Below are 15478 nucleotides of genomic sequence, written 5' to 3'. Positions count from 1 at the left end.
GCCCGGCTATTTCGCCGGGTCCTTGGGCGACCATAATACCGTGCCGCCATCCTTTTCATATGCCATGCCCTGTGGATAGCTGATGAGCTCGAACTGCAGGCCCCAGGGTGCCATGAAATAGAGGATGGACTGGCCGGCCGCCGGCCCCTGGTCGACCGGCAGCGGTCCCATCATGGTGCGTACATTATTGGCCTTCAAATAGTCGGCCGCGGCTTTGATGTCATCGACATAGAAGGCGATGTGATAGCCGCCGATATCGCTGTTCTTCGGCGTCGCCACCTTCTGGTCGGGCGATGAATATTGAAAGAGCTCGATATTGGAGCCATAGCCGCAGCGCACCAGCGAGATCTGCTCGATCTTGGCGCGCGGGTGAACATCGAGCAGGTCCTGCATGAAGGTTCCCTTGTCGTCGGAGAAGGGACCGAAGGTCATCGCATGCTGGCAGCCCAGCACATTGGTGAAGAAATCGAGCGCCTGCTTGATGTCGGGAACCGTGACGCCGGTATGGTCATGGCCGCGCATTCCAGGCAGCGATCCGGCGGTGGCGGGCGTGATGAGGCAGAAGGCAAGCGACAACGACGCGGCAAATCTCTTCAGCATGTTGCGTTCCTCAAGGACAGGCCGGTGCCGGGCCAAGGTCCGGTGTCTGCCGAGGGGCACCTGGAATTACTATAGAACTAAACTAATTTTGGGACAATGCTTTAGGTTTGAAGTAATCAGGGATCTCCCTCCCCCTTGCGGGGAGGGTAACCGCGCTCAAGCGCGCCTGCGCCCAGATCAGTCGTTCAGGCCCGGCCCGGCAATGGCAAAGGCGACGAGTCTTTCGACGCTGGTTTCTCCGGCCGATGCTCCGGCCACGATCCGATCGGCAATGTCCTGCCGTTCATACTCGCCGATATATCCTTTATCGGTGACGACCTGGGAGAAGGCCTGCCCCATCGCTTTCAATATATAGGGCTCTCGAATGTCGCATCTCATGGGCTAGCTCCATTACAGATGAGCTGACCGTCCCTGAGTGACACGCGGATTGAAGTCTTGCGCTTCCTGTCGGCAAAGACTGTCCACAACGCGTAACCCATCCTAATGCGCAGGCGATGAATTGGTTCCAAATTCCCGAAAGCTGGTAAATTTTCGCTCAAGAATCACATGCCGCAGCGGAAGAAGACCGACTAAAGACTCTCCACCGTCTTGAGCGCGCCGGCGAGCGCCGTGCCGTCCTCGTCCTTCAGCGCCGCATCGCGCAGGCGGCGCAGCCAGTCGGCGCCATCTTGCCGCTGCTCCAGCATCGGCAGCGCCGACAGCACCCGGTCATAGCGCGTGAGGCCGCGCGCATGCGTGTCGCTATAACCCTTGATCAGCCGGCGACAGCGCAGGATCTCGACGCCGAGATCATAGTTCAGGCGCGCGACCCGTTCCGTCTCGCCGAGCCAGCGTTCGAGATGGCCCTGCTCCACCTGGTGGCGCAGCAGCCTTCGGCGCAGGCGCGACAGGCCACCCAGCACATAGAGCGTCGCGAACCAGGAGACCTTGTCGGTGCGCACATGCCGGCCACGATTGACGATGCGGTCGAGCGCCTTGAACAGACGCGGCCTGACTTCGATGAAGCGGCCAAGTCGCGCCGGCAGCATGCCGCAGACCTCTTCCATACGCGGATGCATGAATTCGGTGATCTTGAGCACCTGCTCGTCGCGCACCCGGACCTCGTCGCGCACCCGATGGAAGCGCTCGCTCTGCGTCTTGATGCGCGCCACCCGGATCACATCGTCATAGGCCATCGCATTGGCGATATATTTGGCGGCTTCGCGCGTCAGCGCCCGGTCCTTGCCGTCACCGCCCAGATCATGATCGAGCGCCGAGATCCTCACCAGCCGGCCGAGATATTCCTCGCCATAGGCGAGATCCTGGAAGGCGATCACCTTGGCGAGACCGGCATGCGCCATGTCGCGCGCCTCCGCCGGCAGTTCGCCGTCGATGCGGGCGATGAGCTCGCGATACTGCCTTGTGAGCTTCTCAGGTCCCGTAGGCACGGGCGCAGCGCTGACCGGCTCGGCCCCGGCAGGCTCGGGGACAGGCGCCAGCGCCGCGTCATAGGCCTCGCGAAAAGCCCTGAGACTGGCGGCAATCCCCTTGCCGCCGCTCTTGATCGTCTCTTCGAAACTCTCCGGCGTGAAAGGCAGGACATCGGCCGCCGCCAGCGCGCCGAACAGGCTGGCCGAGATGACGCTGCCATTCTTCACCGCGATCGCCTCGAGATCGGCGGCGACGAAACGGCGCGCCGTTTTCCGCGCCGTCTCGATGACCTTGCCCGCATCGGCAATGCCGTTGCCCGATGCCACTTTTTCCGACACCGCATAGGCGCGGTGCGAGGAGGCGATGAGCGTGGTGCGCTCCGGCGTCACCAGGCCCCGCATCATGGCGCGCCCGGCTTCCATCAGCTCGGCCGCAATGACGATATCGACATCGCCCGGCGACGGCATCAGCGCCAGCACCGGCGTTCTGCCGCGATCGGGCACCATCTCGACATAATAGATGGTGGCACCGGTGCGCTGCGCCACGCCCGGCACCGAGGTCGCCTGGGCATACCAGCCATTCGTTTCGGCGAGATGCACGATCCAGTCCGAGACGACGCCGCCGCCCTGCCCACCGACCGCCAGGATGGCGAGCTTGATGATCTGGTTCTGGCGCGGCAGCTGCATGTTCATGGTGCCGCCTCCGCTTTGGCGAAGATGAGCGACTTGCGGTCGCGCCGCCGCTGCAGGAAGCCGATCACCTTCTGCCGCAAGCCGGCCAGGAACCGGTCAAGCCGGCTGGGATTGCTGATCACATCGGCGCGGTAGAAGGAGGGACACAGCACCGCCGCATCCGCCACCTCGCCGCAATTGCCGCAGCCGACGCAGGACTGGTCGATCGCCGCCACCGGGTCGTCGCGCAGCGGATCGTCCAGCTGCTTCACACTGAGCGACGGGCAGCCCGACAGCCTGATGCAGGCATGATCGCCGGTGCACACATCCTCATCGACGCCGAAGCGGGGCTTCACCACGCGCTTGCCGTCTTGGATCGCCTTGGCGATGAGCGGCTTCTCGCGCCGCTGCTTGTTCAGCATGCATTCCGATGACGCGACGATGACCTTGGGCCCCTTCTCCCCGGTGGTCAGCGCCTCGCGCAGCGTGTCGCGCATGAGGCTCACATCATAGGTGCGGTCGATCCGGCGCACCCAGTTGACGCCCACCCCTTTCACCGCATCCTCGATCGGATGCCGGGTGGAACGCGTCTTGTTGCTGGCGCGGGACGAGAGGATGTCCTGGCCCCCGGTCGCCGCCGAATAGTAATTGTCGACCACCAGGATGACGCCGTCATTCTTGTTGAAGACGGCATTGCCGATGCCCGAGGCGAGACCATTATGCCAGAAGCCGCCATCGCCCATGATGGCGATCGAGCGCTTCTTCGCCGGCACATTGAAGGCCGACGCCGAAGCAGGCCCCAGCCCATAGCCCATGGTGGTGGCGCCGATATTGAAGGGCGGCATGATCGAGAACAGATGGCAGCCTATATCGGCGGCGACATGATGCTGGCCGAGTTCCCTCTCCACCAGCTTCATGGCCGAGAAGATCGGCCGTTCCGGGCAACCGGTGCAGAAGCCGGGCGGGCGCATCGGCACCACTTGCGCGAGATGCGAGACATCGGGCGGTGCCGTCGGTGCATTGGGCAGTCTGATCTTGGCGCTCAACAGCTCCGGCGCCTTGTCGCGCAGGAAGCCGGACAGGCCGTCGAGCATCGCCTGGCCGGTATATTCGCCGGCCATCGGCAGATAGTCCTTGCCATGCAGGCGCGTCAGCGATTCCGCCTTGTGCAGCATATGGCCGAAGGCCTGTTCGAGATGATCGGGCTGGCCTTCCTCGACCACCAGCACCGCGTCCTTGTTCTTGCAGAAGGCGAGGAACTCGTCATCGACCAGCGGATAGGTGACATTGAGGATATAGAGCGGCACCATCGAGGAGCCATAGAGATCGGCAAGGCCCAGCCGCTGCAGCGCGCGGATGACGCTGTTATACATGCCGCCCTGCAGCACGATGCCGACGCCGCCGCGTTTCGGCCCCACCATTTCATTGAGCTTGCGCGATTTGATGAACTCGATCGCCGCCGGCCAGCGCTTCCTGATCTTCTCCTGCTCATGCAGGAAGGAGGCGGGCGGCAGCACGATGCGCTGCGTGTCGCGGCGTGGCGCCTCGAGCGCGTCCTTGACCGACATCTGCGGGCGCTGATTGTCCTTGGCGATGAAGCGGCCATGCACATGGCACGAGCGGATGCGCACCTCGAGCATGACCGGCGTATTGGTCGCTTCCGACAATTCGAAGCCGTCTTCCACCGCCTTCACGATCGATTCGAGATTGGGCTTGGGATCGAGCAGCCAGATCTGCGACTTCATCGCGAAGGAATGGCTGCGCTCCTGCATGATCGAGGAGCCTTCGCCATAGTCCTCGCCGACGATGATGAGGGCGCCGCCGGTGACGCCGCCCGAGGAGAGATTGGCGAGCGCATCTGAGGCGACATTGGTGCCGACCGTCGATTTCCAGGTGGCCGCACCACGGATCGGATAGTGGACCGACGCGGCAAGGGCCGCGGCCGCCGCCGCCTCGCTGGCGCTCGCCTCGAAATGGACGCCGAGATCGCCCAATATGTCCTGCGCATCGGCGAGCACATCCATGAGATGCGAGATGGGCGCCCCCTGATAGCCGACGACATAGCCGACGCCGCATTGCAGGAGCGCCTTGGTGATGGCAAGGATGCCCTCGCCGCGGAATTCCTCGCCGGCGCCGATCTTGAGCTGCTGGACTTCTTTCGCGAAGGATCGTTCGGCCATGGGGGTCGTCCTATCTTATCCTTCCCCCTCTGCGGGGAAGGTGGCGAGCTATTTCCAACTTTCCCCCTCGCCCGTTGCGAAGCAATGGGAGAGGGTGGCCGAAGGCCGGGTGAGGGCTCTTTGCCAGCAAGGGGCTAAGCCTTTTGGAGTCTCGCGTACTTCGAGAAAGAGCCCTCATCCGCCCTCTTGCCTTCGCGAAGCCGAGGCTTCGCCCCGACAAAGCAGATAACTTCCGCTTCGGCGAAGCAAGGTCGGGCACCTTCTCCCATCCTTCGGACGGGAGAAGGGGAAATGAAACAAAGAGGTGTGCAAGACCGCTTATGAGTTTCATCATCCCTGGCTCACATTCTGCAGCATCTTGTGCAGGGTCGAGATGAACGCCTCATATTCGGCCTCGCTCACACCGTTGAACATGTCGGAATAGCGCTTGTACATCGAGGGCCAGAATTCGGCGAAAAGCTGCCGGCCCTTCTCCGTCAGATAGACCTCGCGCACCCTGAGATCGCCCTTGCGTGGCCGGCTCTTGACCAGCCCCTGCTCTTCCATCGCATCGAGCGTGCGGCTCATGGTCGACTGCTCGGTGATCGTGTGCAGCGCCAGGTCGTTGGCCGTCATGCCGGGCGTGATCGACAGCACGGCGAGCGTGCGCATCTTGGCGGTGGTCAGGTCGAAGGGCTTCAGCGCTTCCTGCAGATCGGCATTCCAGCGCGCCGAAATGCGGTTGATCAGATAGGGCGCGAAATGATTGAGCCCGATCTCGCCGATCGAGGGGATGGCGTCCTGATCGGCATTGGATGGTTTGAGCAGCGCGGTTCCGAAGCGTCCGACCATCTTATCACCTCAAAGCTTGCGCCAGCATGAAGCCCGATCCGCCGCCGAGACCGGCACCGGGATGGGTGGAGGCGCCAATATGATAGAGATTGGGAATGAAAGTGCGGTGATTGACGCTCGATTTGAACGGCCGCCACAGGAAGGACTGGTCGATGCCGCAGAAGCCGCCATAGGGATCACCGCCGACGAGATTGATGTTCATCGCTTCGAGATCGGCGGGCGAATAGGCACGCCGCTTGAGCTTGATCTCGCTGAAATTGCCGATGTGGTGGGCGAGGATCGCTTCGATGCGGTCTGCATAGGCCTCGCGCACGTCCTCCGTCCATTTGCCGTCCGGCGGAACCACGATCCTGCCCGCCGCATCGCCCTTGAGATGGCGCGGCGCTTCCGGCAGCTGCAGCCACAGGATCGCCGCCCCTTCCGGGCAGCGGCTCGGATCGAGGGCATGCGGCTGGCCGACACAGATCGTGGGCACTTCCGGCAGCATGCCGCGTTCGGCCTCGTTCGCCGCTTTCGACACGCCATCGAGGCCGGGCGTCAGATGCAGCAGCGCCACCTTGTCGAGGCCGGCCGCGATCCATTGCGGCCTCGCCTTCAGCGCGTAATGGAGCTGGAAATTGCCCTTGCCATAGCGATAGCTCTGCACCGCCTGCTTGAGGTCGTCCGGCACGGCGAAGTCCCTGAGCAGGCGCTCATAGAGCTGGTTCGGCGTGACCGAGCAGATGACGCCGGAACCGGCGGTGATCTCGCTGCCATCGGCAAGCCGCACGCCGCGCACGCTGCCGCCGCTGCCCGGCAGCAGGCTTGCGACTTCGGCTCCGGTCCTGATCTCGCCGCCTGCCGCGCCGATCATGGCGGCAAAGGCATCGAGCAGTTTCTGTCCGCCGCCCTTGACGATGGGCGCCCCCGCCGCTTCGAGCGCGAAGGCGATGACCTTGGCGATCTGCGCGGAGTAGGCACTCTCGGGCCCAAGCCCCGTATGCAGCACCCAGGGCGCCCACAATGCGTGCGTGACATCGGACCGGTAACTCGCTTCGAGCCAGGCGCGTGCCGTGACCAGCGCCTCGCCGAAGAACTGGGCGAGCGCGCGCGGCCCCCTCTTCCAGCCTTCGCGTGCCAGCAATTTCGCCGTCGGCCAGCTCCACAATTGCCCGCCGAGCAGCGCGAAGAGCAAAGGCGCGTTGCGTTCGATCCCGCCGACATCGGCGGCATGCCGGGCGCCGTCACCCGATGCGAGCTGATCGAAGGCCGCTTCATTGATGCTACGCTTCATGCTGAGGACAACCGATCGCCCATCCGGCAGAAGCACGCCTGACGGGTGATCCGTATGGCAGAAATCGAGCCCATGCTTGCCGAGATCGGCGGCGAGTGCGGCATAGGCAGGCGATGTGATGAAGAGGACGAAGGTCGTCGCCATCACATCATGGATATAGCCAGGTGCCGTGATCTCCTCGGTCCGGATGCAGCCGCCGATCCGCTCATTGCGCTCGAGGATCAGCACGCGCTTGCCCTTGCGGCCGAGCAAGGCCGCCGCGACCAGTGCATTGATGCCGCTGCCGACGATCACATAGTCAGGATCGGCCATGCTGTGCTCCAGAGTCTCTCCTCTCTTTCCCCTTCTCCCGTGCGCAGCATGGGAGAAGGTGGCCAACGGCCGGATGAGGGCTCTTTCGTGAAGTCTGCTCTAGTCTCAACGAATGTTCCTTGCTGAGGCAAAGAGCCCTCACCCGCCCTCCGGGCACCCTCTCCCATTGCTTCGCAACAGGAGAGGGGAACTAAATTTCTCAGCGCGCGACCAGCGCCAGGACGCGCAACGGGCTGCCGGTGCCGTTGACGATCTTGAGCGGCGCGGCGATCAGGATCGCGCCCTTGGGCGGCAGCTTGTCGAGATTGCACAGGCTCGCGAGCCCGTAGCGGTTCGACTTGTGCATCAGGGTATGGGCCGGGAAAGGCGGCGTCATGCCGCCGGCCGAGCCCGCATCGGTGCCGACCGTTTCGCTGCCCCAGCCAATGGCGCCTTTCGACAATATATATTCGATGCAGTCGGCAGTCGGGCCCGGCGAATGCGGCCCCTTGTCATCGGCATTGAGGAAATCCTTCTCGCTGCCATTGCGCGTGTACCAGTCGGTGCGCATCAGCACCCATGTGCCCTTGGCGATATCGCCATGCTTCTTCTCCCAGGCGCGCACGCCATCGGCCGAGAGCAGGAAATCCGGGTTCTTCTTCGCTTCGGCGCTGCAGTCGATGACATTGGCGGGGGCGACGAAATTCTTCGCCGGGATCTTGTCGGTCGAGCCGTCGCGATAATCCTTGCCGGAGATCCAGTGCACCGGCGCATCGAAATGCGTGCCCGAATGCTCACCGAGCTTGAGCCAGTTCCATGACCAGAAGGGGCCGTTCTGGTCATAGTTGGAAATATTGTGCACCTCGATCTTGGGCGTGTTCTTGCCGATCTCGGGCGGCAGTTTGATCAAGGGCGTGTCGGGGCCGAGAGGGGCCGAGAGATCGATGACCTCGACGGATCCCGACAAAAGGGCTTCGGCCAATGAAGTGAGATCTTTCTGCGCCATCCTGCTCCTCCGCTGCGGTTTTTTAATTCAGCGCGTGATCAGGAAAAGGGGATACCGGTTTTCCGTCCGATCACGCGCCAAACCTATGCCCGCATCCTATGCCCAAAGCATGCAATTGCAAGTAACATTTGGCCATAATTCCCTTTGCAGAGGAATCTCATGGACAGATTATATGCATATGCCAGTATATGCCCTGGGAAGGAAATGCATGAGCTATGACGCCATCATTATCGGCAGCGGCCATAATGGCCTGGCCGCGGCGGTTCATCTGGCCAGGCACGGCTGGAAGGTGGGCGTCTTCGAGCGCAACAAGATGCCGGGTGGCGCTGTCCAGACGCGGGAGGTGACGCTTCCCGGCTTCCGCCATGACCTCTTCGCCATGAATCTGGGCCTCTTCGCGGGCTCATCCTTCATGCGCCTGCATGGCGAGGCGCTGATGCGGCATGGACTGGCCTTCGCCGGCGCCAGTGATTGCTTCGCCACGCCTTTCGCCGATCGGAGCTGGTTCGGCGTCTCGCAGGACAGGACGAAGAACATTGCCCGCGCCACGTCTCTCTCAGCCTCGGATGGCGAGACCTGGCGGCGCATGAGCGAGAGCTTCGGCCGCGACGCGCCGCATATATTCTCGCTCCTCGGCAGCCCGATGCCCTCGCGTGATCTCCTGTCGATCGGCTGGAAAGCCTGGCGCGCGCAAGGTCTCTCATGGATCATCGACACACTGCGGCTGCTCGTGTCGTCTCCCCGCGCCTTCCTCGATCAGAATTTCGAGTCCGGGAAGATCAAGGCGACGCTCGCCGCCTGGGGCATGCATCTCGATTTCTCACCCGATATAGCGGGGGGCGCGCTCTTCCCCTATCTCGAAGCCATGGCCGACCAGGCTTTCGGCATGGCGCTGGGCAAAGGCGGCGCCGATGTCATGATCAAGGCGCTGACCGGCTATTTGCAGGAGCTGGGCGGCGAGATCCATCTCGATGCCGAGGTCCTGCGCATCGACCGGAACGGCAATCGGGCCGCGGGTGTCACGCTGGTTGATGGCCGCATATTCACGGCAAAGCGCGCGGTGATCGCCAATGCGCTCCCGCAGACTGTCTTCGGCAGATTGTTGCCGGGCGGCAGCGGCAATGCAGAGATCGACCAGCGCATGAAGAGCTTCCGGCCCGGCCCCGGCACCATGATGATCCACATCGCTTGCGGGGATCTGCCTGACTGGACGGCCGGAGAGGAGCTCAAGCGCTTCGCCTATGTCCATCTCGCCCCTTCGCTCGACATGATGAGCCGTACATATAATGAGGCGCTGGCCGGATTGCTGCCGGGAGAGCCGGTCGTCGTGGTGGGCCAGCCCACCGCCATTGACCCGAGCCGCGCGCCGGAAGGTAAGCACATTCTCTAGCTGCAGGTGCGCGTCGTTCCGGCCTCTATTCGCGGCGATGCCCTGAACCGGATCACCGGCACCGACTGGGCCGCGGTCAAGGAAGCCTATGCCGACCGGGTGATGGGCATTCTCGAATCCTATGCGCCGGGCTTCGGCGGCAAGGTCCTGGGCCGCGCCGTCTTCTCGCCGCTCGATCTCGAAAGCGAGAATCCCAATCTCTTGGGCGGCGACAATCTGGGCGGCAGCCATCATCTGAGCCAGAATTTCCTGTTCCGGCCGGTGGCCGGATGGTCGCGTTACAAAACGCCGGTCGAGGGACTCTATCTCGTCGGCGCCTCGACCTGGCCGGGCGCCGGTGTCGGCGCCGGGTCGGGTTTCATGCTGGCGAAGATGCTGGCCAAATGAGCGCTTCCCGCCAAAGCTTGCCCCGGACCCGATCCGGGGTTGCTCGACTTTGGCGATAGGAAACGCGCCAGTGAGGGAATGCGCCTGCCCTTGCGGGGGTTTTATTTTAGACCTAAAGTATCTTGCAACAGGTGATGCCCGGCAAACAGGGCGACAGGGAGAGGAACATGACGACATCCAGACGTGATCTGTTGAAATTCGGCTTGGCTGGCGGTGCGGCACTGGTGGCCGGTCTGCCCGGCGCAACTGTTTCAGCGCAAGGCTCCGAGCTCACCATCTCCTATAATGTGAACTTGCCCTCCTGGGACCCGACCGTCGGCCCCTCGGCCGTCAACCCGACCATCCAGGCGATCTATCAGTCGGTCTTCGACATGTATATCGCGCAGAATCCCGACCTCTCTTTCGCGCCGGGCCTCGTCACCAAATGGGGATGGAACGACGACAGATCGAAGATCATGATGGAAGTGAGGGACGGCGTCACCTGGCATGACGGCTCGCCCTTCACCGCCGAGGACGTCGCCTGGTCGCTTGAGCGTGCCGGCAAGCCTGAGACCGGCAACCCGATCCAGTTCGTGTGGAGCAAGATCGGCAACTTCAAGGTCGAGGGCAACAAGATCACCGCCGATGTGAAGGAGTTCGAGCCGGTCCTGTTCAAATGGATGTCCTTCCTCACCGGCTATGTGCTGCCCAAGGCCTATTACGAGAAAGTGGGCGCCGAAGGCTTCGAGAAGGCGCCGATCGGCACCGGCCCCTATATGATGGAGAAGTTCGAGCGCAACGCCTTCGTGCGCCTCAAGGCCAATCCGAATTACTGGGGCGGCAAGCCCGCTTTCGAAACCGTCATCATCAAATTCGTGCCCGATTCATCGAGCCGCGTGGCGGAAGTCGAATCCGGCTCCTCGCAGGTGACGCTCGAAATCCCCTATGACGAGTTCGACCGCCTGAAGGCCAAGGACGGCCTTGCCGGCATCACCACGCCGATCTCCGATATCGGCATGATCTTCCTGAACGACATCGATGTGATGCTCGACAAGAATGTCCGCCTCGCCGCCCATCACGCGATCGACAAGAAGCTCATCATCGACCGCCTGCTCAATGGCTATGGCATTCCGATCGACACGCTGGAGACGCCGCAATATGCGGCCTACGATGCCTCGATCAAGGTCGGCTACGATCCGGAGAAGGCGAAGCAATTGCTTGCCGCCTCGGGCTTCGGCCCCGACAAGCCGGTGAAGTTCAAGATCCAGACCACCAAGGGCTTCAAGCCCAAGGATTATGAGATGATCCAGGCGATCGTCGGCATGTGGCGCAAGGTCGGCATCGAGGCCGAGATCGAGATCTATGAGATCGCCAAGCATTATGAATTGCGTGGCGCCGACACGCTGGCGCCGGCCGCCTTCTACAACTGGGGCAATTCGATCGGCGATCCCACCACCTCGACCGGCTTCGCCATGTTCGGCCCGAGCCCGCATTCGGTATGGGACTCGAAGGACCTCATCGACATGATCATCCCGCTGTGGGGCGAGAAGGACGAGACCAGGCGCATCGAGGGCTGGAAGGCGGTCGACAAATACATCGCCGAGCAGGGCTATGTGATCCCATTGTTGCAATATGTGCAGCCGATCATCCATGCCAAGTCGGTCAAGGTCACGCCGCATGTCTCAGGCGCGCTCTTGCCAGCGCTGATGTCACCGGCCTAAATCAAAATTCCCCCTCTCCCGTCCGAAGGATGGGAGAGGGTGGCCGAAGGCCGGGTGAGGGCTCTTTGCCTCAGCAGGTATATTTTTGAGATCGAGACTCGCTGTAAGAAAGAGCCCTCATCCGCCCTTCGGGCACCTTCTCCCACGCTGCGCGCGGGCGAAGGGGAAAAATGATGCAAGGTCTGAATTGGTATGGGCCGAAATCTGCTGATCCGCATCGGCTCCACTATGGTCACGCTGTTCGGCGTGGCCTTTATCGTCTTCATCCTGGTGCGCGTCGTTCCCGGCAATCCGATCGCCATGATGCTGCCGCCGGGCGCGTCCGACGCCGACATCGCCCTCCTCACCGCCCATTATGGCCTCGACAAGCCGATCCTGACGCAATTCTGGATCTGGCTCGGCCGCGCCTTGCAGGGCGATTTCGGCACCTCCATCTCGTTGCGCCAGGATGTGATGGGGCTCATCTTCGGCCGCCTGCCGGCGACGCTGGAACTCGCGACCCTGGCGCTTCTCATCGCCGTCGCTCTGGGCGGGGCGCTCGCCATCACCGCGGCGCGCTTCCGCGGCACCGCCGCCGAGACCGGCATCGACCTCGCCAATGGCGCGAGCCTCGCCATGCCGGATTTCCTCTGGGGCCTGACCCTCATCTTGCTCTTCGGCGTCGCCTTCCCGGTCTTCGCCATATCGGGCCGCGTCTCGCCCACCCTCGATCTGCCTTTCGTCTCGGGCTTCTATCTGATCGAGAGCCTATTGCGCCTGCGCCTCGACATCCTGCTCGATCTCCTGCGCCACATGCTGATGCCGGCATTGGCGCTGGCCTTGCCGCTCGCCGCCGTCATCGCCCAGCTTCTCAAGACCTCGCTCAAGGAGGCGATGCAGCAGGACTATGTGATGCTGGCCCGCACCAAGGGCTTCTCGGAGACGCGCGTGCTGCTCTCGGAAGCCTTGCGTAATGCCGTCATCCCGACCCTGACGCTGGCCGGCGTGCAATTCACCTTCCTGATCGGCGGCACGGTGATCGTCGAGCGGCTCTTCTCCTATGAGGGCCTCGGCAATATGGCGATCGATGCGGTGATCAACCGCGACCTGCCGCTGATCCAGGGCATCGTCCTTGTCTTCGCTCTGCTCTTCGTCGCCATCAATCTGCTGGTCGATCTGAGCTATGCGCTGCTCAATCCGAGGCTCCGCCATGGCTGACGCGCGCGCCATCACGGTCAGGACCGGGCCTCGCCTGTGGCTCTCGGGCGGGTGGCTCACGCTCATAGCACTTGCCGCGATCTTCGCGCCTTTGATCTCGCCGCATGATCCCCTGGCCCAGGACCTGATGCTCGGCAAATTGCCGCCGGCCTGGATAGCCGGCCACGAGCCGGGTTATCTCCTCGGCACCGACAGCCTCGGCCGCGATGTGCTGTCCCGCCTCATCTCGGCGACACGCCCGGCGCTCATTGTCGCCATGGGCGCGGGTCTCGCCGCCTGCATCCTGGGTTCGGCCCTCGGCCTGCTCGCCGGCTTCTTCGGCGGCTGGGCCGACCGCATCATCTCGCGCATCGTCGACATCTGGATGGCTTTCCCGCCGGTCCTGCTCTCGATCCTGCTGGTCGCTTTCTTCAATCCGAGCCTGCAGTCGGTGATCATCGCCATCGCCATCATCGACTGGACCCGCTTCTGCCGCGTGGTGCGTGCCGAGACGATGCAGCAGCGCCGGATGGATTATGTCGAAAGTGCCCGCGCCATGGGCCGCACCTCCCTGGCGACGCTCTTCCGCGAAGTGTTGCCCAATGTGCTGCCGGCGATCATCGTTTTGCTGTCGCTTGAAATGGGCATCGCGGTGATCGTCGAGGCCATCCTCTCTTATGTCAATCTCTCGGTCTCGACCGACCAGGCGACCTGGGGCAGCATGATCGCGGAAGGGCGCGGCATCATCTACCAGGCCTGGTGGGTGCTGGTCTTTCCGATGATCGCCCTGTTCCTGACCGTCCTTGCCTTCAGCCAGTTCGGCGAAGGGCTGAAGGAACGTTTCGACCCGGTGCTCAGATGACGGCGCCCTATCTCGACATAGAGGGCCTGAGTGTCGCGCTCCGTGAAGGCGCGCGCCTGCTGCGCCGCGTGTCGATCAAGGTCAATCCCGGCGAGGTCCACGCGCTGGTCGGTGAATCGGGCGCCGGCAAGAGCATGATCGCGCGCGCCGTCTTCGGCATATTGCCCAATTCGATCGAAATCCTCGAAGGGCGCGTGGCGCTCGCCGGCGAAGATCTCAACGCCATGTCGCAGGGGCCGCGCCGCAGCTTCATCGGCAAGCGTGCCGCCTTCATCCCGCAGGACCCGCTCACGGCCCTCAATCCCTCGCGCCGCATCGAGCCGCAGATCACCGACCGGCTGATCCACATTCTGGGCATGAAGACGAATGAAGCGCGCGCCCGCGCTCTGGCGCTCCTCGGCGAGGTGAAGATCGCCGAGCCCGAGCGGGTGCTGCGCCTTTACCCGCATGAATTGTCGGGCGGCATGCGCCAGCGCGTCCTCATCGCCGCGGCCTTTGCCGCCGAGCCCCGTCTCATCGTCGCCGACGAGCCGACGACGGCGCTTGATGTCACGGTGCAGAAGCAGATCCTGGCGCTCATTGCCGACATGCAGGCGCGCCACGGCACCGCTTTGCTCTTCATCACGCATAATCTCGGCGTCGTCGCCAAATTATGCCAGACGGCGAGCGTGCTCTATGCTGGCAAGGTCGTGGAGCAGGCAAGCGTGCGCCAGCTCTTCGAGAAACCACAGCATGCCTATACGCGGGCATTGATGGCGGCGACACCGCGCTATGACCGCCCGGATGAGTCGCTCAAGCCCGCCTCGCCCGAGCTGCTCGCGGCACTGGCGCGCGAAGTGGCCGACACCGATGCGGCCTGGCTGAAGGAGCGCCACCATGGCTGAGGCGCTGTTCCAGGCGAGAGACCTCTATCTCACCTTGCCTGATCTCACCCGCAAGCCGCTCTTCGGCGCCGCGCCACGCATCGAGATCCTCAAGGGTCTCTCCTTCGCTCTTCCCGAGGGCGCCATCACCGGCATTGTGGGTGAATCGGGATCGGGCAAGACCTCGCTCGGCCGTACCTTGGTCCGCCTCTTGAAGCCCGATCGCGGCAGCATCGTCTTTGCCGGGCGCGACATTGCCAGGCTCGATGACGAGGCCATGCGCCCCTTGCGCCGCGATCTCCAGATCATCTTCCAGGATCCGTTCTCCTCGCTCAATCCACGCAAGACGGTGGGCGCCATCATCGCCTCGCCGCTTCTGCTGCACAACGTCGCGAGAGACGGAAGCGAAGCCCGAAAGCTCGCCCATGAGGCTCTCGCGCAGGTCGGCCTGCCTGAGAGTTTCGCCGGCCGCTATCCGCATGAACTATCGGGCGGCCAGCGCCAGCGCGTCGGCATTGCCCGTGCCGTGGCGCTGAAGCCTCGCTTCATCCTGGCGGATGAGATCGTTTCCGGACTCGATGTGTCGAGCCAGGCGCAGATCCTCGATCTGCTCATGGATCTGCGCCGCCGGATGAGCTTCACCATGGCCTTCATCAGCCATGACCTGTCGGTGGTGCGGCGGCTCTGCGACCGCGTCATCGTCATGCGCAAGGGCGAGATCGTCGAGGATGCCGCAACGGCGGCGATCTTTGAAAAGCCGCAGCATGCCTATACAAGGCTGCTGCGCGATTCCATTCCCTTGCCGGAAGTCAGCGATGGCTGGCTCAAGGAGAGCTGA

12 protein-coding genes and 1 pseudogene are annotated in these 15478 nt (G+C 63.2%); 6 read left to right on the top strand and 7 right to left on the bottom strand.

The window, feature by feature from the left end; translation table 11 throughout:
- Positions 1-6: 6 nt before the first annotated feature.
- The 7 genes from DT068_RS00390 to DT068_RS00365 all read right to left on the bottom strand — a co-directional run bounded on the left by DT068_RS00390 (position 7) and on the right by DT068_RS00365 (position 8262).
- Complete coding sequence (locus DT068_RS00390; protein ID WP_119387792.1) at positions 7-600, bottom strand: VOC family protein; 594 nt, start codon at positions 598-600, stop codon at positions 7-9.
- A 177-nt stretch (positions 601-777) separates the two neighbouring features.
- The gene (locus DT068_RS27865) at positions 778-978 is read right to left on the bottom strand and encodes a hypothetical protein (protein WP_162913920.1); all 201 of its coding nucleotides are present in this window, start codon (positions 976-978) and stop codon (positions 778-780) included.
- Between the two features lie 191 nt (positions 979-1169).
- On the bottom strand, positions 1170-2702 hold the full coding sequence (locus DT068_RS00385; RefSeq protein ID WP_119387791.1) for an indolepyruvate oxidoreductase subunit beta family protein: 1533 nt from the start codon (positions 2700-2702) through the stop codon (positions 1170-1172).
- Positions 2699-4861, bottom strand: a complete 2163-nt coding sequence (locus DT068_RS00380) for a thiamine pyrophosphate-dependent enzyme (protein ID WP_119387790.1) — start codon at positions 4859-4861, stop codon at positions 2699-2701. Before DT068_RS00380 ends, DT068_RS00385 begins: the two co-directional genes overlap by 4 nt.
- Positions 4862-5191: 330 nt before the next feature.
- Complete coding sequence (locus DT068_RS00375) at positions 5192-5692, bottom strand: MarR family winged helix-turn-helix transcriptional regulator (protein WP_119387789.1); 501 nt, start codon at positions 5690-5692, stop codon at positions 5192-5194.
- Positions 5693-5696: 4 nt separating this feature from the next.
- A complete protein-coding gene (locus tag DT068_RS00370) occupies positions 5697-7277 on the bottom strand; it encodes a phytoene desaturase family protein (RefSeq protein WP_119387788.1) in 1581 nt (526 codons plus the stop codon).
- 199 nt (positions 7278-7476) lie between these two features.
- Positions 7477-8262: a cyclase family protein gene (locus tag DT068_RS00365; RefSeq protein ID WP_119387787.1), complete on the bottom strand. Its 786-nt coding sequence runs from the start codon at positions 8260-8262 to the stop codon at positions 7477-7479.
- A 208-nt stretch (positions 8263-8470) separates the two neighbouring features.
- Between DT068_RS00365 and DT068_RS00360 the strand changes: the two are divergent.
- The 6 genes and pseudogenes from DT068_RS00360 to DT068_RS00335 all read left to right on the top strand — a co-directional run bounded on the left by DT068_RS00360 (position 8471) and on the right by DT068_RS00335 (position 15478).
- Positions 8471-10039, top strand: a pseudogene (locus DT068_RS00360) (phytoene desaturase family protein).
- Positions 10040-10206: 167 nt separating this feature from the next.
- Positions 10207-11739, top strand: coding sequence for an ABC transporter substrate-binding protein (locus DT068_RS00355; RefSeq protein WP_119387786.1), 1533 nt, complete (start codon positions 10207-10209; stop codon positions 11737-11739).
- Between the two features lie 192 nt (positions 11740-11931).
- Positions 11932-12936: an ABC transporter permease gene (locus DT068_RS00350; RefSeq protein WP_119387785.1), complete on the top strand. Its 1005-nt coding sequence runs from the start codon at positions 11932-11934 to the stop codon at positions 12934-12936.
- Entirely contained in the window at positions 12929-13777 is an 849-nt protein-coding gene (locus DT068_RS00345) for an ABC transporter permease (RefSeq protein WP_119387784.1), read from the top strand. The genes DT068_RS00350 and DT068_RS00345 overlap by 8 nt, the downstream gene beginning before the upstream one ends.
- On the top strand, positions 13774-14661 hold the full coding sequence (locus tag DT068_RS00340) for an ABC transporter ATP-binding protein (RefSeq protein ID WP_119387783.1): 888 nt from the start codon (positions 13774-13776) through the stop codon (positions 14659-14661). Before DT068_RS00345 ends, DT068_RS00340 begins: the two co-directional genes overlap by 4 nt.
- Entirely contained in the window at positions 14654-15478 is an 825-nt protein-coding gene (locus tag DT068_RS00335) for an ATP-binding cassette domain-containing protein (protein ID WP_119387782.1), read from the top strand. Before DT068_RS00340 ends, DT068_RS00335 begins: the two co-directional genes overlap by 8 nt.

The organism is Taklimakanibacter lacteus, from assembly GCA_003576695.1.
Lineage (GTDB): Bacteria > Pseudomonadota > Alphaproteobacteria > Rhizobiales > Aestuariivirgaceae > Taklimakanibacter > Taklimakanibacter lacteus.
The sequence above is the reverse complement of the archived record's forward strand: the minus strand, read 5'-3'. Positions and strand labels throughout refer to the sequence as shown.

Excerpts from the sequence above, each read along its gene's own strand:
- DT068_RS00380 (WP_119387790.1), bottom strand. The coding sequence starts at position 4,861 with ATGGCCGAACGATCCTTCGCGAAAGAAGTCCAGCAGCTCAAGATCGGC.
- DT068_RS00350 (WP_119387785.1), top strand. The coding sequence starts at position 11,932 with ATGGGCCGAAATCTGCTGATCCGCATCGGCTCCACTATGGTCACGCTG.
- DT068_RS27865 (WP_162913920.1), bottom strand. The coding sequence starts at position 978 with ATGAGATGCGACATTCGAGAGCCCTATATATTGAAAGCGATGGGGCAG.
- DT068_RS00390 (WP_119387792.1), bottom strand. The coding sequence starts at position 600 with ATGCTGAAGAGATTTGCCGCGTCGTTGTCGCTTGCCTTCTGCCTCATC.
- DT068_RS00345 (WP_119387784.1), top strand. The coding sequence starts at position 12,929 with ATGGCTGACGCGCGCGCCATCACGGTCAGGACCGGGCCTCGCCTGTGG.
- DT068_RS00335 (WP_119387782.1), top strand. The coding sequence starts at position 14,654 with ATGGCTGAGGCGCTGTTCCAGGCGAGAGACCTCTATCTCACCTTGCCT.
- DT068_RS00375 (WP_119387789.1), bottom strand. The coding sequence starts at position 5,692 with ATGGTCGGACGCTTCGGAACCGCGCTGCTCAAACCATCCAATGCCGAT.
- DT068_RS00340 (WP_119387783.1), top strand. The coding sequence starts at position 13,774 with ATGACGGCGCCCTATCTCGACATAGAGGGCCTGAGTGTCGCGCTCCGT.
- DT068_RS00370 (WP_119387788.1), bottom strand. The coding sequence starts at position 7,277 with ATGGCCGATCCTGACTATGTGATCGTCGGCAGCGGCATCAATGCACTG.
- DT068_RS00365 (WP_119387787.1), bottom strand. The coding sequence starts at position 8,262 with ATGGCGCAGAAAGATCTCACTTCATTGGCCGAAGCCCTTTTGTCGGGA.
- DT068_RS00385 (WP_119387791.1), bottom strand. The coding sequence starts at position 2,702 with ATGAACATGCAGCTGCCGCGCCAGAACCAGATCATCAAGCTCGCCATC.
- DT068_RS00355 (WP_119387786.1), top strand. The coding sequence starts at position 10,207 with ATGACGACATCCAGACGTGATCTGTTGAAATTCGGCTTGGCTGGCGGT.